Raw genomic sequence first — 18,423 nt, 5'->3', positions numbered from 1 at the left:
ACTCCTTCCGACCGCCTCCCCCGACGAGACCGATGGACATGGACCTCAAAGACTTGATGGAGTTCGTGCAGACGACCGCGCGCAGCGTCGGGGCGGAGATTTCCTCGCCCTGGTTCTACCTGCAATTTGGTCTCATTCTGGCGGCAACGGGCATCGCCTATGCCGCGGAAGCCGGCATTCGCAATCGCGTCGACATGACATCGCTGGCGATGGGCTGGCCGCTGCCGCTTCGGCACTTTTCGCGGGTGATGATGTCGAGCGCCTCGACGGCGGTATTCACTCTGCTGGTGATCATCTCCCGCCTCGTGATGTACCATGCGACCTGGCCGAGCCGCAGCTATCTCCTGATGGTCGCGGCCAAGCTGGGCCTGGCGTGGCTTGCGATCCGGCTGGTGACCTCGGTGCTGCGCAACGCCTTCATCGTCAAGCTGGTCTCGATCACCGCCTGGTTCGTCGCGGCGCTGTCCATCATCGGCCAGCTCGATGCGACGGTCGATCTGCTCGATTCCTTCGCCATCGTGCTCGGCGGCCTCAGGCTGACGCCGCTCCTGGTGATCAAGGCCGGCGCGCTGCTGCTGATCGCGCTCTGGGCCACCAACATCGCCAGCAATTTCGCCGAGAGCCGGATCAACTCGACCACCGACCTGACGCCGTCGGTGCAGGTGCTGCTGGTCAAGATCATCCGCATCGGGCTCCTTGCCGTCGCCATCGTCATTGCACTTGGCGCCGTCGGCATCGACCTCTCCGCGCTCGCGGTGTTCTCCGGCGCGGTCGGCGTCGGCATCGGTATCGGCCTGCAGAAGATCGTCGCCAATTTCATCTCGGGCATCATCCTGCTCGCCGACAAGTCGGTGAAGCCGGGCGATCTCGTCACCATCGGCGACAACACCGGGCGCATCAGCGCGATGAAGACACGCTATATTTCCGTGGCCGCCGGCGATGGTCGCGAATTCCTGGTGCCGAACGAGGATCTGGTGACGCAGAAGGTCGTCAACTGGACCTACACCGACAAGAACACGCTGGTGAAGATCGCCTTCGGCACCAATTACGACGCCGACCCCAGGCTGGTCACCAAGCTCGCCGTCGAGACCGCCGCCGCCCATCCGCGCGCGCAGAAAGGCAAGCCGCCGAACAGCATTTTGACCGAATTCGCCGAGGCCGGGATGAAGTTCTCGCTGACCTTCTGGATCGCGGACCCCGACGGCATGGACAACGTCAAGAGCGACGTGATGCTGGCGCTGTGGGACGCCTTCAAGCGCGAGGGCATCCGGGTTCCCTACCCGGTCCGCGAAATCCGCATTCGCGGCGGCGCGCTGCCGGTCGAAACCACCGTAGAAGTCCCGAATTAGGCCCGCTTTCGGGCGCAAAGACCAGGCTCAGCTTGCATGACAGCAGGCAATCATTAAATTGGGGCCTGAAATCAGGCCTTTCCGCCCGACATCAGCCCGGAAGACCGCACAAGCATGAGCTACGTCGAAGCCACCGATACCTCCCTGCGCAAGACCGGACAGATCAAGCTGCACGGGCCGAGCGCCTTTGCCGGCATGCGCAAGGCAGGAGCGCTGGTGGCGAAGTGCCTCGACGAGCTCACCGACATCGTCGCCCCCGGCGTGCCGACCTCGAAGATCGACGAATTCGTCCGCGACTTCGCCTTCAGTCACGACGCCTATCCGGCGACGCTGATGTATCGCGGCTATCGCTACTCAACCTGCACCTCGCTGAACCACGTGGTCTGCCACGGCATGCCCGGCGACCGTCCGCTGAAAGAAGGCGATATCGTCAACATCGACGTGACCTTCATCGTCGACGGCTGGTACGGCGATTCCAGCCGGATGTATGCGGTCGGCCCGATCGCCCGCAAGGCGGAGCGGCTGATCGAGGTGACGTATGAGGCGATGATGCGCGGCATCGCCGCCGTAAAACCCGGCGCCACCACCGGCGACATCGGCCACGCCATCCAGAGTTTTGTCGAGCCGCAGGGCATGAGCGTGGTGCGCGATTTCTGCGGCCACGGCCTCGGGCGCATGTTCCACGACGAGCCGAACATCATTCACATCGGCCGGCCCGGCGAGGGCGTGCAGCTCAAGCCCGGCATGTTCTTCACCATCGAGCCGATGATCAATCTCGGGAAGCCGCATGTGAAGATCCTGTCCGACGGCTGGACCGCGGTCACCCGCGACCGCTCGCTGTCGGCGCAGTTCGAGCATTCGGTCGGCGTCACGGCCACCGGCGTCGAGATCTTCACGCTCTCGGAGCGGCACGGCGAGAAGCAGATCGGCCAATAGTACCTCGTCATTCCGGGGCGCTGTGCAGCAGCGAGCCCGAAATCTCGAGATCCCGGGTTCGGTACTTCGTACCGCCCCGGAATGAGAGCGCAGCATTCGTCTTCTATCGCCGCCGGCGGAACGACGACGGCGGCCGCTTGTAAGTCGCGGCAAAGGCATCGTTGAATCTGCGGACACTGCCGAAGCCCGCCGCGAACGCAATCTCCGCCAGCGTCATGTCGGTCTGGTCGATCAGGCGCTTGGCTTCCTGCACGCGCCGCGTCGCTGCGATCTCGCTTGGGCTCGCGCCGGCATGGCGCATGAACAGGCGCAGCAGATGGCGCGGTCCGACGCCGAGCGCTTCCGCGAGGTCCGCCATCGATGCGCGATCCAGAAAGCCGTCATTGATCAGGCGCATCCCGCGCGCGACGGTGGTGGCCGTGCCCATCCAGGCGGGCGAGCCCGGCGCCGTTTCCGGCCGGCAGCGCAGGCACGGGCGGAAGCCGGCCCGCTCGGCGGCCGCGGCGGTTGCATAGAAGGTGACGTTCTCGGAACGGGCCGGGCGAACCGGACAGACCGGCCGGCAATAGATGCGCGTCGAGCGAACGCCGGAGAAGAACAGGCCGTCGAAGGCCCGGGCCCGCGCCAGGCGCGCGCGATCGCAGGTCTCCCAGTCGAGATGCGGTGGCAGCGTCTGCCGATGCGCCGGGCCTGTCGCCATCAGCGAAGAATAATACCCGTGCGGAGCGCCGAGTAGCCGGAATCGGACTCGATCGGACGATGAGGTCCGAATTCAGCCAGCCTGTCCGGCCGCTCCGGACCATGATGCCGACACACCTCGGAGCACATCGCATGAGCACAACGGCACCACAGGCAGCGTCGGCGCAAACCCGTCTCGCATGGGAAATCGGCCTGTTGCTGCTGCTCTCGCTGATCTGGGGCAGCTCCTTCACGCTGATCAAGCTGGCGGTGCCTACGATTCCGCCAGTCACGATGGTCGCCGTCCGCGTGACGATCGCGGCCATGCTCCTGCTTCTGCTCGCCATCGCACAGGGACACGCCCTTCCCCAGAAGCAGTCGATCTGGGCCGCCTTCCTCGTGCAAGGGCTGCTGCAAAGTGCATTGCCGTTCACGCTGGTCAGCTGGGGTGAGGTCTCCATTCCGAGCGGCCTTGCCGGCGTGCTCAATGCGACCCCGCCGATGTTCGTGCTCGCGATCGCGGTCATCACCGGGCGCGGGCGGCAGGCCGTCAGCGGCCGGAAAATCATGGGCGTCGGTCTCGGCCTCGTCGGCGTGGCGGTCACGATGGGCCTCGATGCGCTGTCCGGGATCGGCACGGCCGCGCCGCTGGCGCAGGCGGCGGTGCTGGGCGCCAGCTTCTGCTATGCGCTCGCGCCGATCTGGGGACAGCGCTTCTCGAAGCTTCCCGCCATCGTCACGGCGGCCGGCGCCATGAGCTGCGCCGCGATCCTGATGCTGCCGGCAGCTACCGTGCTCGAACGGCCATGGGCGCTACCGCCGCCGCCCGCGGACGCGATCGCGGCGGTGACCATCCTCGCGGTCATCTGCACGGCTTTGGCGATGGTGATCTATTTCCGCTTGATCCGCACGCTCGGCCCGCTTGGCACGACCAGCGGAAGCTATTTGCGCGCGGGCTTCGCCGTGGCGCTCGGCATCGCCTGGCTGGGCGAGCGCTTCACCTGGTCGAGCATGGCCGGAATGGCGCTGATCCTCGCCGGCGTCATGGCCATCACGGTGCCGCCATTTGCCCGAACCAACCGGGGCAATTGAAGGTTGCAAAAACGGCGATCCGCGGCGATGCTCTCCGCCGATGCCCGCCAAGCCAGACCACGACAAGAGCAAGCCGGAAGACGCGCCGCACTATCTCGGCCATCGCGAGCGGCTGCGCGAGCGCTTCTACAGCGCCGGCGCCGATGCGCTCAGCGACTATGAGCTCCTGGAGATGGCGCTGTTCCCGGCGCTGCCGCGGCGCGACACCAAGCCGCTGGCGAAGACGCTGATCAAGACCTTCGGCTCGTTCGCCGAAGTCGTGCACGCGCCCGTGGCGCGCCTGCGCGAGGTCGACGGCATCGGCGAATCCGCGATCAACCAGCTCAAGCTGATCGCGGCGGCGGCGCATCGCGTCGCCAAAGGCGAAGTCAACAGCCGCAACGCGCTGTCGTCCTGGAACGAGGTGATCGACTATTGCCGCACCAGCATGGCCTTTGCCGAGAAGGAGCAATTTCGCCTGCTCTTCCTCGACAAGCGCAACCAGCTGATCGCCGACGAGGTGCAGCAGACCGGAACGGTCGACCACACCCCGGTCTATCCGCGCGAGGTGATCAAGCGCGCGCTGGAATTGTCGGCGACCGCGCTGATCCTGGTGCACAACCATCCCTCCGGCGATCCCTCGCCCTCGCAGGCCGACGTCCAGATGACCAAGGCGATCATCGACATCGCAAAGCCGCTCGGGATTGCCGTGCACGACCACATCATCGTCGGCAAGAACGGGCATGCGAGCCTGCGCGGGATGCGGTTGATCTAAAGCGCGATGAGATTTGGATGAATCGTCATCGCGCTCTAGATTGTTTACGCATGATCTTTCCGGAAAACCGCTTCGCACTTTCCGGATCATGCTTTAGGGCGCCAAATCAGGTGACAAGAACGGCATGAGCGACTGGCTGCACAATCTGCCGGTGCCCGTGATGGCGCTGGTGATCTTTGGATTTACCTATTCTCTGTCCGCGGCGATCTTCGCCGGTATCGCGCTGGCCGCGACGGAGGAGCGCGCCAAATCGCTGAAGGCGATCTCGCCGGGAATGCTGCCGGTGCTCGGCATCATCTTCGGCCTGTTCGTCGCCTTCACCGCGGCGCAGGTCTGGGGCGACAGCGACCGGGCCAGCGCCGCGGTGAGCCGCGAGGCCAGCGCGCTGCGCAGCGTGGTGCTGCTGGCCGCCGGCCTGCCGGCGGAGCAGGAGACCAAGCTGCACGATCTCGTCCGCGACTATGTCGGAAAGGCGGTGGCGATGGAATGGCCGATGATGGCGCATCAGCAGGCCTCGCTGAAGGTGACGCCGCCGGCGCTCGCGGAAGCCTTGCAGCTCGTCGTCGCCATGACGCCGCAAAGCACGGGGCAGGCGAACGTGCAACGCGAGCTGATCGCCGCGCTGGAGCAGGCGCTGGATGCGCGGCGGCAGCGGATCATCGTCAGCCTCGCCGCGGTCAATCCGGTCAAATGGTGGTGTCTCTATCTCCAGGCCGCCTGCGCGCTGCTGGTGATCGGCCTCGTCCATTGCGACAACCGTTTGGGATCGGCGGTCGCCATGGGCCTGTTCGCAACCGGCGTCGCCACCTCGGTGCTGCTGATCGCTGCCCACGACCGGCCGTTCGCAGGACAGATCTCGATCCAGCCGGAGCCGCTGCTGCAGATCATGCCGGAGGGCGCGAAGAGTTAAGACGCGAGCGCTCGAGCCTTAATAGCAATAGTAGCAATAACGGGGATCGATCCGCGCGTAATAGCCGTCGGGGCGACGCACGTAGCGGCCGCTGCTGATAGGCGCAATAGCCGGAGCGAGGGCGATAACCTGGAGCCCTCAAGCTCGCTTTGGTTGTGTATTCGTGGTACGGTTGACGACCACGCGCGCTGATCTTCTGTTGCCGAAGCACGCTTCAGTCATGCGAGGGAGGCGAGGATGACGGGTACGGCCAAGCATCGCTCTGGATGCACCCTCTTCGCACGTCTCCTGCTCGGAGTGGGCATATTGCTCACTGGCCTGCCTCCGGATCATGCCGAGGAGGCGCTGAACTCGCGTGGCGAGGCGCTCTACCGCACGCGCTGCTCATCGTGCCACGAGGGTGGCGTGGCACGCGCGCCCGACGCCAACGCGCTGCGACAATTCAGGCCCGAGCGGGTGAGCTTTGCCTTGATGTTCGGCATGATGAGCCAGCAGGGACGCGACCTGAGCCAACACGAAATTCAGGACATCGTTCGCTATCTCGTCGGGACACCACCGGTGCAGCAGCAGCAGCTACCGGATTCCACATGCGGTGAGCGGGGCCCCGCGCTTGCGGACGCTTCGTTGCCGCGCTGGAACGGGTGGGGCGTCGATATCGCTCAACACCGGTTTCAACCTACTGTCATGGCCCAGCTTTCGCCGGACGATGTTCCGCGCCTGAAGCTCAAATGGGCGTTCGGCTTTCCCGGCGATACCAGAGCCTACGCGCAGCCGACGGTTTGGGGCGGTCGGGTCTTCGTGGGCAGTGCAGGGGGCAAGGTCTATGCGCTGGATGCCAGACTTGGCTGCCAGCGCTGGGTGTTCGACGCCGGCTTCGGCGTACGCACCGCGATCACCATCGGTGAGGATGAGCGGGGCACGACCGCCTATTTCGGCGATCAACGCGGTGAAGCTTATGCGCTCGATGCCGAAAGCGGGAAGCTGCTGTGGAGGAGACGTGTCGATGCGCATCCGGGGGCCGTGATCACGGGCGCGCCGACCTTGGCCAATAATGTGCTTTACGTGCCAGTCTCCTCCGTCGAAGAGGTATTGGCGATCGATCCACGCTATTCTTGCTGCACCTTCCGCGGCCTGATTGCCGCGCTCGACGCCAGGACCGGCGAAGTGCTGTGGCGCGGCTATGTCAGCCCGCCGGCCCAGCCAATCCGCCTCAACGAGATCGGTGTCCAACTCTTCGGACCCTCTGGCGGCGCGATCTGGTCGTCGCCTACCATCGACCTCAAGACAAATCGGATCTATGCGACGACGGGCGACAGTTATCTGGACCCGGCCTCCACGACCTCCGACGCGTTTGTGGCCTTCGATCTGGGCACCGGTCGGCTGACCTGGTCGCGGCAGATGACCGAGGGTGATGCCTACAACATCGCGTGCGACGGCCAGTATCGCGCTAATTGCCCCGGCACCAAGGGTCCCGATTTCGATTTCGGCTCCTCTCCGATCCTGGTCGATCTACCTGACGGACGTCGTGCGCTCGTTGCCGGCCAGAAATCCGGCATGGTGTACGCAGTCGATCCGGACCGCGATGGTGCCATCATCTGGCAGCGCCGGGTGGGACTCGGCAGCACGCTTGGCGGCGTGCAATGGGGCTCGGCTGCGGATGATGCTAACGTCTATGTCGCGGTGTCGGATGTCGGCCTGAAGGCCGTGCCGCCCGCCACCGCCGGGGCGCAGAAGTCGGTCTTTGGGATTCCCATGAAGCTCGATCCAAGTCAGGGCGGCGGACTGTACGCGATGAACCAGGCGACGGGCGAGATCGTCTGGCACGCGGCACATCCGGGCTGCGGGGATCGGCCGGGATGCAGCCCTGCGCAGTCGGCTGCGGTAACCGCGATTCCTGGTGTGGTGTTCTCCGGCGGACTGGACGGCCACCTGCGGGCCTATGCCGCCAAGAGCGGCGAGATCATCTGGGACGTCGACACCATGCGGGACTATGCGACCGTAAACGGCGTGTCGGCGCATGGCGGATCGCTCGATGGACCGGGACCGGTAATCGCCGGGGGCATCCTCTACGTCAATTCGGGCTACACAAATTATGGTACCGCGCCCGGCAACGTACTGCTCGCCTTCTCCGTGGACGGAGAGTAGGCGGGAGGTTTTCGCCCAACGCGGTTGGAATTCACGAGAAAGATCCGCTGTGCGCCGAAAGCCGCCATTCCCCGCGAGGTCGCAGTTTGGCCCATCGCGAAAGCTGCTGCGTTCGCACGCATGGGGTTGGTATCGAAGCGAAGCGGGCACGATTTCTCGTCAACGGCCGGTTGCGCTAGAGAATCGACACAGGCCATCTTCGCGGCCGGCGCGAGCCGGTCAGCCGGGTTCGATCCAGCGCTGCACGGCCTCGGCCGTATCCGCGGGCGTCGTGTTGAAGCAGATCGCCGCGTCCGGTGCCAGGCGATGGACGAGATTGAGCACCTTCTCGAACATCAGCAGCCGATCCTTCGGTTCGCGCAGGCCCGCGCCGATCACGATGCAGTCGAAGCGCTCGTCGCGCAGCGCCGCGGTGACGGCGGCTTCCGCCGTCGCATCGAGGTCGATCAGGCAGCTCGTGACCTCGAAGCCAAGATCGCGCAGGCGCAACAGCTGCGCCTCGATATAGTCGCGCACGAGCTCCGGCGTGAGCTGCGGGAACGCGCCGTAATCCGCGTTGCCGGGTTCGATGCCGATCGCGAGGACGCGCTTAGCCATGCAGGGCTCCCTGGCGGACCTTCTACCTCATCAACCGGCTGACCGCCCTGCCAGTTCCCTTTGGCGAGCCGCCCGGCCCGTGCCGGTCCCCGCCCCGATCCTGCCGCCGGTTTCCCGTGCAGGCTGTAAGGCAGTTCACATGCGCCGGGCGAACAATCTGCCACATTGCGGGGGATCACGCTGGAGTCACGCGCTGATCACGGCGCCTGATTCAGTCTGACCTCCGACCCCGGCCAATTTCATCAGTTTCGCAATTTCAGCGCTTTTCACGGGAGCAGGACATGAAGGTGTCATTCGAGGTCATCAAGGACGAATACGAACGAAACTGGTCCAATATGAGGATCAGGCCCGGGCGGGCCGACGCCGCCACCGAGGCGGCACGCAAGGCCATCAACCACAAGGACACCTACACCGAGATCCAGAACAAGACCGACGTGCCCTGGTGGTTCGTCGCGGTGCTGCACTCGCGTGAATCCAGCTTCAACTTCAACACCTATCTCGGCAATGGCCAGGCGCTCAATCGGACGACGACCATCGTCCCCAAGGGGCGCGGCCCGTTCGCCTCGTTCGCCGAAGGCGCCGTCGATGCGCTCAGGCTGGAGGGATTCGTTGGCGCCCGCGACTGGGGCATCGCGAAGACGATGTTCCGCCTGGAGAAGTACAACGGCTTCGGCTATCGCGGCCGCGGCGTCAACTCGCCCTATCTCTGGTCGGGCTCCAATGTCTACGGCCCGCCCGAGCAAAGGGGCGGCAAGTTCGTCGGCGACGGCTCGTTTGACCCCGGCACGGTCGATCCGCAGCTCGGCGCTGCGGTGATCCTGAAGGCGATGATGGAGCTGGATGCGTCGATCACTTTCGACGATACCCCGACGATGCTGAGCCATCTCGAACCCGAGGAGCAGATGGCGTCGACGGCGCTGTTGATGCAGAAATACCTCAACGACCTCGGCGCCGATCCGATGCTGGACGAGGACGGCATCGTCGGACCGAAGACCAAGGCGGCGGTGGCGCAATTTCAGCAGCGGCACGGCATCACCGAAACCGGCGTGCTCGACACGATCACGGTTGCCGCCATCACGCGCGCGGCGCAGCAGCCGGCTACGCCCGCGCCGACCGGCGACCTGTCGCAGATCCTGAAGCGGCTGGAGGATCTCGCGCAGCTCCTGCGGCGCGGCGCGCCGACGATCAGTACGCCGCCGGTGACCACGCCCCCGCCTGCCAGCGATCCGATCATGCTGTTCGAGCGGCTCTTCGCCCTCATCAACAACAAGACGGCGCCGATCTCCGGAACGACCAATCCGGCCAATCCTGCTGCCGTCGACCAGTTGAAGCAGGCCGTCGATCTGCTCAGCACCCTGCTCAACAAGGACGGAAAGCCTGTCCTCGGCCAGGTCAACGGCGCGCTCGGCGAGACCATTGGCAAGCTGCTCAACGGCAAGAAGACCGCGCTCGGCCTCGGCGGCGCGGTGCTGACCGCGCTGCTCTCGTCGGTGACGGCGAGCCCCAATGCGGGAGGCATTGCCGGACTGCTCGGCACCATCGTGTCCGCGGTGCCGGGCCTCGGCCAGTTCGCGATGCCGATCTCGCTGGCGCTCACCGCGTGGGGCGTGCTCGGCAAGCTGGAGAAATGGGCGCAAGGCACCGCGCCGCCGCCGAAGCCGACGACGTAGACAGATGGATGAAACTCGGGTGCTTCTCCAGAACAGGTGCACTCCCTCGCCCGCTTGCGAGCGGGGTTGCAGCGAGCTCCCGCGCCGCCTACTGGCGCAGCATGATCAGGGGATCGGCGGTATCGGGGACGCGCCGCCACTGCGCGTTGTCGTCGGCCTCGAACTGCCAGGCCTCGCCTGATTTCGACATCAGGATGATCTGGCCGCGCTCGAGCCGCCATTGCGTCGGGTTGAACTGCGCGATCGCCGCGTCGCATTTCGGCTTGAGGTAGACCTGGAAATTGTCCTGGCCGGCCTCGGTGTTGGTCAGCGTCAATCCGCAGATCGGCTGGCCGTTGCCGCGCACCATGGCCCAGTCGCCGATCATCTGGTCCATCGATTTGGCCATCGAGCGCGCGGCAGCGAGATCCTGCAAGATGTAGACGCCCTCGCCCTGACGCAGACCTTCGAAGATACCGGCCTCGACCTCGGTGAAGTCGATCACGGCCTCGCCGGTCGCATTCTGCAAGCGGACGATGTCGAGGCCCTTGATGCTCCAGGCGACGATGTCCTTGGTGAAAGGCAGCGCGGCCTTGCAGGCGGGCTCGAGCTCGAGCTTGTAGCCCCCAGCTGTGGCATCGCCCTTCAGCGTGACGACGCAGGTCTTGCTGCGCTCGGTGGTCGAAAGCTCCCACTGCCCGGGCATCGATTTCTTCAGGGTCGTCGCATCCTGCGCATGCACAGAGCCGATCGCGGCAACGCATGCTGCGATGGTGAATGCAACGACCCGAAGAACTCTCATCAGCGCCCCTTGAACGGCGTTTCGGCCACCGGCGTCAGCGGCGGCTTGCCCGCAAACCAGGACTTGAGGTTGTCGACCACGAGCTGGTCCATCGCATTGCGCGTGACCACGGAGGCCGAGCCGATATGCGGCAGCAGCACGACGTTCTGCATGGTCTTGAGCTCGTCCGGCACGTTCGGCTCAGCCGCGAACACGTCGAGGCCGGCGGCGAGGATGGTGCCTGATTTCAGCGCCTGGACCAGAGCCTGCTCGTCGACCACGGAGCCGCGCGCCACGTTGATCAGCACACCGCGCTGGCCGAGCGCCTTGAGCACCTCGGTATTGATCATCTTGTTCGTGCTGGCGCCGCCCGGCACGATCACCATCAGCGTGTCGACCGCCTTCGCCATCTCGATCAGGTCGGGATAGTGCTTGTAGGTGACGTCCTTGGACGGATTGCGGGAGTGATAGACCACCGGCACCAGCGAGGCATCGAGCCGGCGCGCGATGGCCTGGCCGATCCGGCCCATGCCGACGATGCCGACCTTGCGATCGCGCAGCGAGCCGACGCTGAGCGGATAGTTCTGGGTCTGCCAGAGGCCGGAACGGACGTAACGGTCGGCTTTGATGAATTCACGCAGAGTGGAGATCAGAAGGCCCATCGCGACGTCGGCGACCTCCTCGGTCAGCACGTCGGGCGTGTTGGTGACGATGATGTTGTGCTCGGCCGCGTATTTGGCGTCGATATGGTCGTAGCCGACGCCGAAGCTCGCCACCATCTCGATCTTGGGCAGCTGCGACAGCGACTCCTTGTCGGCGCGGACCGTGTGATAGGTCACCGCCACGCCGCGGATCTTCTCCCGGACGGCCGGCGTCAGCCGCTCGAGGTCACCGCGCGTCTCGGCCTTGTGCACGACGAAATGATCGGAAAAGCCGTTCTCGAGGATCGGCCGGACCGGTCCATAAATCAGAAGATCGATCTTTTCGGACGAAATCGAACCGGTAGACATCAGCTTTCCTTTCCAAGCGCGCTTTCGTGCCAGCGCCGTAAAACGAGGTGGGAAACTAGCGCCAGCACCCCATAGATGACAATCCCGGCCAGCGACAACAAAAGCAGCGCCGCGAACATCCGGGGTATGTTCAATCGATAGCCGGATTCGGCGATCCTGTAGGCGAGGCCGGAGCCGGCCCCGGCCGTGCCCGCTGCGATCTCGGCCACGACCGCGCCGATCAGCGACAGGCCGCCGGCAATACGTAATCCCCCGAGGATATAGGGCAGCGCCGCCGGCAGCTTGAGGAAGCGCAGGGTCTGCGGCTTTGATGCGCCATAGAGCTGGAACAGGCCGGCGAGATTGCGGTCGACCGAATTGAGCCCGAGCGTGGTGTTGGACAGCACCGGGAAAAACGCGACGATGAAGGCGCAGGCGACGACAGCGGTCTGCTGCTCCAGATAGATCAGGAGCAGCGGTGCAATCGCGATGACAGGCGTCACCTGGAGCACGACGGCATAGGGGAACAGCGAATATTCGACCCATTTCGACTGGTTGAACAGCAGCGCCAGCGCGATGCCGCCGATGCTCGCGGCGACAAAACCTTCGAGCGTCGTGAGAAGCGTGGTGGCGAGCGATTGTGACAGCACCGCCCAGTCCTTGATCAGCGTCAGGACGATGACAGAGGGCGCCGGCAGCACGTAAGGCGGGATCTCCCTGATGCGGACCACCAGCTCCCAGACCGCGAGGCCGGCGGCGAACACGATGACGGGAAGCACGAAACGCAGCGCGCGCTGCGCGGCGGATGGCTCTGCGGTGATGGAGCTTTGCGCATTCATAGCGTCGACTGCCCCGAATAGGACGGCGCCAGCGCGGCCGACACTTTCCGGCAATAATCGGAATAGGCGGCAGAGGTGCGAAACTCCTCGCCGCGCGGCTCGACCGTCTCGATGCGGATGTCGGCCTGGATGCGGCCGGGCCGTGCCGTCATCACCACGACGCGCTGCGACAGATAGACGGATTCGAACACCGAATGGGTGACGAAGATGACGGTCTTGCGAAGGCTGCGCCACAGCGCGAGCAGGTCGTTGTTGAGACGAAAGCGCGTGATCTCGTCGAGCGCGGCGAACGGCTCGTCCATCAGGAGGATGTCGGGATCTGTGACGAGCGCACGCGCCAGCGAGACCCGCATCTTCATGCCGCCGGACAGCTCGCGTGGGAATGCCTCGGCAAAATCGGCAAGTCCGACGCTCGCCAGCGCGTCATCGGCCCTCGAGCGCGCTTCGGCCTTTGGCACACCTGCAAGCTTCAGCGGCAGCCGCACGTTCTCGCGCACGCTGGTCCAGGGCATCAGCGTTGGCTCCTGAAATACAAAACCGATGCCGTGGCCCGGCTGCGGTGTGCCCTCGTGCCGCGCCACCCGCACGGTGCCTGACGAGGGCGCGCTGAGCTCTGCGATGATGCGCAGCGCCGTCGACTTGCCGCAGCCGGACGGGCCGAGCAGCGAGATGAACTCGCCCTTTCGGACGGCAAGATCGAGCGGGCCGAGCGCCATGACGCCATTGTCATAGGCCTTGGTGACGCCGCGCAGGCTGACGGCGAGATGCGTCAGGCCGGTCTCGACCACGGGCGAAGTTTTGGCTGACGACATCGCGCCTGCGTTATGGCTTGCTCGGGCGCAGCTCGACGCCCACGCCCCTGTTGACGAAGCGCAGCGTGTAGGATTTGCGGAAGTCGAGATCGGCCTTCACCACGCCCGCCTTCACCATCTTGTTGAAGAAGGAGGTGTAGCGCTCGTCGCTCATCGCGCCGATGCCGTTCTTCAAGGCGTCGCCGGAATCGACAATGCCGTATTCCTTCATCTTGGCGACAGAGTATTTCAAGAGCTCGTCGGTCATCTCCGGGTTGAGCTGCTTGATCATGGCATTGCCGGCGGAATTGTCGCCGTAGATGTAGTTGTACCAGCCGATCATGGAGGCATCGACGAAGCGCTGCACCAGGTCCGGCTTCTTCTCGGCGATGTCGCGGCGGGTCTCGATGAGGGTCGAATAGGTGTTGAAGCCGTAATCGGCGAGCAGCAGCACGTTGGGCTTGAAGCCGGCGGCCTTCTCGACCGCGAACGGCTCGGAGGTGACGTAGCCCTGCATGGCGCTCTTGGGATTGGCGATGAAGGGCTGCGGGTTGAAATTGTAGGGACGAACGTTCTTCTCGCTGAAGCCGTATTCAGACTTCAGCCACTGGAAATAGCTGGTCATGCCTTCCTTGGAGACGAACAGCGTCAGCGGCTTGAGGTCCTCGATCTTGGTGACCTTGGCATCGGGCTGCGTCAGCATCACCTGCGGGTCCTTCTGGAACACCGCGGCGATGGTGACGACGGGAACGTTGTTGGCGACCGCGTCGAACGACATCAGCGTGTTCGCGGCCATGAAGAAATCGATCTTGCCGGCGATCAAGAGCATCCGGTTGTTCTCGTTGGGCCCGCCGGGGACGATGGTGACGTCGAGGCCGTATTTCTTGTAGGTGCCGTCGGCGACCGCCTGGAAGAAGCCGCCATGCTCGGCTTCAGCGACCCAGTTGGTGCCGAAGGTGACCTTGTCGAGGGTTTCGGCGCGCGCCGGCGCAAGAGTGACGACGGCGGCCACCAAGCCCGCCGTTAACGCTCGCCGCAGATGAGAGGGGGTCATGATGGCACTCCGTCGATCGCTTCTAGCCGACACCAAACCAACGCGATAAAACCGCATGAAGTTCGGGGACGCGAGCCGGCCTGGCCCGCGTCCCCTCATAATCCCAAATTACGTGACAAATACGGGCAAAGAAACCTTGATGATGCCGTCCCGCGACTGGACCGGGATCCGCTGGGCCGACGCGACCCCGGCGGAGGCGGCGCGCTGGATCGCGGTGCTGCCGCTGGCGGCGACCGAGCAGCACGGCCCGCATCTGCCGCTCGAGACCGACGTGCTGATCGCCGACGCTTATCTGGCGCGCGTGCGCGAGCTTCTGCCTGCAAGCGTTCCGGCCAGCTTTCTTCCCGTTGAACCGGTCGGGATTTCCACCGAGCATATCGACTACCCTGGCACACAGACATTGCCGACCGAAACCGCGCTGAAGCGATGGACCGCAATCGGCGAGGACGTCGCGCGGCGCGGCGTGAGGAAGCTCGTCATCATCACCAGCCATGGCGGCAACAGCGCGGGCATGATGCTGGTGGCGCAGGATCTTCGCGCGCATCAAAAACTGTTCGTGGTGACGACATCGTGGTCGCGGCTCTCAGGAGCAGACACATTGTTCCCGGCCGAGGAAGTGCGCCACGGCATCCATGGCGGCGCCATCGAGACCTCGATCATGCTGGCGCGCTATCCCGATCGAGTCCGCAAGGAAGCGATCGCGGATTTTCCGGCAAGCAGCATCGCAATGGAGCAGCAATATCGCTGGCTCTCGACGCGGCGCCCCGCACCATTCGCCTGGCAGGCGCAGGATCTCAACGCCAGCGGCGCAGTCGGCAACGCGACGCTGGCCATTGCCGAGAAGGGCGAGCGGCTGCTCGACCAGGGCGCGGCGGCCTTCTGCGAGCTGCTCGCCGAGGTCGATAAATTCGACGTGAACAGGCTCGCCAAGGGACCGCTCAGCTAGCACGCATCCTCTTGGACTCGCTCGGGAAAGAGCTTCGCGCCAGTTGAGCCTGCGGCGCTTTCGAACCGGACACGACAAGCCTCCGTCCAATTGGGCACGCGGACCACAATGGACCGCCTCAACCCGGATGGAGTTTCCCATGTCGATCAAGACCAGGATTGCCGCCACAGCTCTCGCGGTCCTCGCCGTCACCGGCACTATGGCGTCCACCACTTCGCAGGCGCAGGCCAAGCCGCCCGGCTGGGTCTTCGGTGTCGGCGCCGGTATCGCCACCGCCGCTGTGGTCGGCTCCGCGATCGCCGCCAGCAACGACCCGTACTATTACGGCTATCACCGCTGCGGCTGGGTCGCCCAATACAACGCCTTCGGCCAGTACGTCGGCCGCGTTCGCACCTGCTACTGATTGAGGTACCTGAGGCCGATCTCACACGTGGATCCTGCGTCCGACACGGGCGCCTCATCCACCCCGTGTCGTGCCCCCGACCCGCCCGGCTGTCCCCCCGGGCGGGGGAGCCTGGGAATTTGTTGCAGTCCCGTCACACAAGGGTGCGAACCACGACCTGCGGCAATCCGCACTAGTTGCTATTGCGAATTACTCGCAATAAGGTCCGTAGCACCTGCAGGGACTTGGGAAGAAAACGCGTCGAAACCGGATCATCCGGGGCAACGGCGAGGACAATCGGGACCTGATGACAGGATCGCCGCGAATCGGCAGGGATATCGCAGCGGGTGGGTGCATTCGCGTTTGGGGGCGTTCGTTTGACGTTGAGAGGTCACCGTTACAGGTATTTGCGCACGGCCGCGGCGATGGCCTCGGGCGTGCTGGCTTGTCCCGCCGCGAGCTTCGCTGCCGATCTGCCGCTGAAGGCGCCGGCGCTGAGAGCGGTTTATGATTGGACCGGCTTCTATATCGGCGCGCATGCCGGCTACAGCCGAGGTTCGTCGCACTTTGCCCTGAACGACGGCACTGCACGCGGCGACGGCGGCGTCTTCAGCGGCATGATCGGCGGCGTGCAGGCGGGCTACAATTACCGCTTCAACTCCGGCTGGCTGGTCGGCGTCGAAGGCGATTTCTCGTTTCCCAGCTACATCACCTCGAATTCGATCGTGTCGTTCCTGGCAACGCCGGCCAACACGGTCACGCAGCACTGGGACTACACCGCCAGCCTGCGCGGCCGCGTCGGCTACACCAGCGGCCCGTGGCTCGTCTACGCCACCGGCGGCTTTGCGTGGATGGGCGAACGCTATTTCGACGCGCCGGCCGCCGGCCAAGCTGTGCCGAAAATCCTGAACACGCGGCCCGGCTGGATCGCGGGCGCCGGCGTCGAATACGGCTTCGCACCGCATTGGAGCGCGCGGCTCGAATATCTCTACAGCCGCTTCGACGGCGCCAACGTCGCCTTCTCCACGGGGGCTCAATACAGCTCGTCTTCGCTCGACGTCCAATCAGTCAGGCTTGGCCTCAACCGCAAGGTCGATTGGCCGGGCCTGCCGGGCTACAACCCGAACAGCTCGCTGATCGACACGGAATGGGATCGCTGGGAAATCCACGGCCAGAGCACCTATCTGCCGCAAGGCTATCCGTCGTTCCCCGCCCTCTACAGCGGACCGAACTCGCTCTCGCCGTCGCGGCAGGCCAAGGCGACCTGGAGCAACAGCCTGTTCCTGAACGCAAGGCTGTGGGACGGCGGCGAGGTCTATTACAATCCCGAGCTGCTCCAGGGTTTTGGGTTGAACGACACGGTCGGGGCTGCCGGCTTCCCCAATGGCGAGGCGCAGAAGTCGAACTTCGCTTACCCGCACTACAACACCTCGCGCCTGTTCGTGCGCCAGACCTTCGGCTTCGGCGGCGAGCAGGAGGAGCTTGCGAGCGGGCAATTGCAACTCGGCCAGAAGGTCGACGTGTCCCGCCTCACCATGCAGGCCGGCAAGTTCGCGGTGATCGACGTGTTCGACGGCAACGCCTATGCCAAGGACACCCGCAAGGACTTCATCAACTGGTCGATCTGGGCGCCCGGTGCCTTCGACTATTCCGCCGACAAGGTCGGGCTCACCTACGGCGTCACCGCGGAGCTCAACCAGAAGCAATGGGCACTGCGCGGCGGCTACTTCCTGATGGTCGCGGAGTCCAATTCAAATCACTTCGACACCAGGGTCGGCGAGCGTGGCCAGTACGTGCTCGAGCTTGAAACGCGCTTCTCCCTGTTCGGCCAGCCCGGCAAGCTCAGGACCATGGGCTGGGTCGACAGCGCCAACATGGGCAGCTTCCGCGAGACGCTCGACAACCCGGCGCTCAATCTCGACATCGCGCAGACCCGGCGCGGCCGGCTCAAGGTCGGCTATGTCGTCAACCTCGAGCAGGCGATCACCGAGGATCTCGGACTGTTCGGCCGCTGGAGCTGGAACGACGGCAAGACCGAGACGCTCGCGTTCACCGACATCAACCGCAGCCTGTCCGGCGGACTGTCGATCAAGGGCACCAAATGGGGCCGGCCCGACGACGTGATCGGCATCGGCGGCGCCATCAACGGACTGTCGCAGGACTATCGCGCCTTCCTCGCTGCGGGCGGCCTCGGCGTGCTGGTCGGCGACGGTGCGCTGAATTACCGCAACGAGCGCATCCTCGAAACCTATTACGCCTACGCCCTGAACAAGAATCTCACCCTCACCGCCGACTACCAGCTCATCGTCAATCCCGCCTACAACGCGGATCGCGGCCCGGTGTCGGTATTCTCCGGACGGCTGCACGGCGAGTTCTGAGCTGCGGCGCGCGCCTCGTCCTTCGAGACGCCCGCTTCACGGGCTCCTCAGGATGAGGCTAAGCGGCATCGGTGCCCGTCGGAATTGTTGCTACGCACTCCGCCTCATCCTGAGGGCCCGCTGCAGGCGGGCGTCTCGAAGGATGCGCCACAG

The 18,423-nt window shown here is 64.9% G+C and carries 17 protein-coding genes; 10 read left to right on the top strand and 7 right to left on the bottom strand.

Translation table 11 applies throughout. From position 1 onward, the window contains the following. The first annotated feature begins 32 nt into the window (after nucleotides 1-32). Nucleotides 33-1,349, top strand: a complete 1,317-nt coding sequence (locus AC5V87_RS03500; protein ID WP_495370025.1) for a mechanosensitive ion channel family protein — start codon at nucleotides 33-35, stop codon at nucleotides 1,347-1,349. Between the two features lie 114 nt (nucleotides 1,350-1,463). Then, nucleotides 1,464-2,285 (top strand): type I methionyl aminopeptidase, encoded by an 822-nt coding sequence (gene map / locus AC5V87_RS03495; RefSeq protein WP_456841342.1) that lies wholly within the window; start codon nucleotides 1,464-1,466, stop codon nucleotides 2,283-2,285. Nucleotides 2,286-2,388: 103 nt separating this feature from the next. Here map and AC5V87_RS03490 read toward each other — a convergent pair whose 3' ends face one another. Continuing rightward, a complete protein-coding gene (locus AC5V87_RS03490; protein WP_495370024.1) occupies nucleotides 2,389-2,985 on the bottom strand; it encodes a bifunctional transcriptional activator/DNA repair enzyme AdaA in 597 nt (198 codons plus the stop codon). Between the two features lie 131 nt (nucleotides 2,986-3,116). Between AC5V87_RS03490 and AC5V87_RS03485 the strand changes: the two genes are divergently transcribed. From AC5V87_RS03485 to AC5V87_RS03470, 4 genes are all read left to right on the top strand, one after another. Continuing rightward, nucleotides 3,117-4,055, top strand: a complete 939-nt coding sequence (locus tag AC5V87_RS03485) for a DMT family transporter (protein WP_495370022.1) — start codon at nucleotides 3,117-3,119, stop codon at nucleotides 4,053-4,055. Between the two features lie 40 nt (nucleotides 4,056-4,095). Beyond that, nucleotides 4,096-4,809 (top strand): RadC family protein, encoded by a 714-nt coding sequence (gene radC / locus AC5V87_RS03480; RefSeq protein ID WP_495370021.1) that lies wholly within the window; start codon nucleotides 4,096-4,098, stop codon nucleotides 4,807-4,809. A gap of 124 nt (nucleotides 4,810-4,933) precedes the next feature. Continuing rightward, nucleotides 4,934-5,719: a bestrophin-like domain gene (locus AC5V87_RS03475; protein ID WP_456841346.1), complete on the top strand. Its 786-nt coding sequence runs from the start codon at nucleotides 4,934-4,936 to the stop codon at nucleotides 5,717-5,719. A gap of 237 nt (nucleotides 5,720-5,956) precedes the next feature. Further along, a complete protein-coding gene (locus AC5V87_RS03470; RefSeq protein WP_495370020.1) occupies nucleotides 5,957-7,864 on the top strand; it encodes an outer membrane protein assembly factor BamB family protein in 1,908 nt (635 codons plus the stop codon). Between the two features lie 219 nt (nucleotides 7,865-8,083). On the opposite strand, the gene AC5V87_RS03465 is transcribed toward AC5V87_RS03470, so the two are convergent. Beyond that, complete coding sequence (locus tag AC5V87_RS03465; protein WP_456841348.1) at nucleotides 8,084-8,461, bottom strand: hypothetical protein; 378 nt, start codon at nucleotides 8,459-8,461, stop codon at nucleotides 8,084-8,086. Nucleotides 8,462-8,742: 281 nt separating this feature from the next. Between AC5V87_RS03465 and AC5V87_RS03460 the strand changes: the two genes are divergently transcribed. After that, entirely contained in the window at nucleotides 8,743-10,131 is a 1,389-nt protein-coding gene (locus AC5V87_RS03460) for a peptidoglycan-binding protein (RefSeq protein WP_495370019.1), read from the top strand. 88 nt (nucleotides 10,132-10,219) lie between these two features. On the opposite strand, the gene AC5V87_RS03455 is transcribed toward AC5V87_RS03460, so the two are convergent. From AC5V87_RS03455 to AC5V87_RS03435, 5 genes are read right to left on the bottom strand one after another with little or no spacing between them, the layout of a single operon-like run. Next, the gene (locus tag AC5V87_RS03455; RefSeq protein ID WP_495370018.1) at nucleotides 10,220-10,912 is read right to left on the bottom strand and encodes an AprI/Inh family metalloprotease inhibitor; all 693 of its coding nucleotides are present in this window, start codon (nucleotides 10,910-10,912) and stop codon (nucleotides 10,220-10,222) included. After that, the gene (locus AC5V87_RS03450) at nucleotides 10,912-11,901 is read right to left on the bottom strand and encodes a 2-hydroxyacid dehydrogenase (RefSeq protein WP_495370017.1); all 990 of its coding nucleotides are present in this window, start codon (nucleotides 11,899-11,901) and stop codon (nucleotides 10,912-10,914) included. The genes AC5V87_RS03455 and AC5V87_RS03450 overlap by 1 nt, the downstream gene beginning before the upstream one ends. After that, on the bottom strand, nucleotides 11,901-12,719 hold the full coding sequence (locus AC5V87_RS03445) for an ABC transporter permease (RefSeq protein WP_495370016.1): 819 nt from the start codon (nucleotides 12,717-12,719) through the stop codon (nucleotides 11,901-11,903). The genes AC5V87_RS03450 and AC5V87_RS03445 overlap by 1 nt, the downstream gene beginning before the upstream one ends. Continuing rightward, nucleotides 12,716-13,531, bottom strand: coding sequence for an ABC transporter ATP-binding protein (locus AC5V87_RS03440; protein ID WP_456841353.1), 816 nt, complete (start codon nucleotides 13,529-13,531; stop codon nucleotides 12,716-12,718). Before AC5V87_RS03440 ends, AC5V87_RS03445 begins: the two co-directional genes overlap by 4 nt. A 10-nt stretch (nucleotides 13,532-13,541) precedes the next feature. After that, complete coding sequence (locus AC5V87_RS03435; protein WP_495370015.1) at nucleotides 13,542-14,564, bottom strand: ABC transporter substrate-binding protein; 1,023 nt, start codon at nucleotides 14,562-14,564, stop codon at nucleotides 13,542-13,544. A gap of 139 nt (nucleotides 14,565-14,703) precedes the next feature. Here AC5V87_RS03435 and AC5V87_RS03430 point away from each other — a divergent pair, with 139 nt between their 5' ends. From AC5V87_RS03430 to AC5V87_RS03420, 3 genes are all read left to right on the top strand, one after another. Then, a complete protein-coding gene (locus AC5V87_RS03430) occupies nucleotides 14,704-15,510 on the top strand; it encodes a creatininase family protein (protein ID WP_495370014.1) in 807 nt (268 codons plus the stop codon). A 139-nt stretch (nucleotides 15,511-15,649) separates the two neighbouring features. Then, nucleotides 15,650-15,913, top strand: coding sequence for a hypothetical protein (locus tag AC5V87_RS03425; protein WP_495370013.1), 264 nt, complete (start codon nucleotides 15,650-15,652; stop codon nucleotides 15,911-15,913). Between the two features lie 404 nt (nucleotides 15,914-16,317). Beyond that, nucleotides 16,318-18,270, top strand: coding sequence for a carbohydrate porin (locus tag AC5V87_RS03420; protein WP_495372029.1), 1,953 nt, complete (start codon nucleotides 16,318-16,320; stop codon nucleotides 18,268-18,270). Nucleotides 18,271-18,423: the final 153 nt, after the last annotated feature.

The sequence above is a fragment of the Bradyrhizobium sp. SOJA106 genome, from assembly GCF_059448745.1.
The sequence above is the reverse complement of the archived record's forward strand: the minus strand, read 5'-3'. Positions and strand labels throughout refer to the sequence as shown.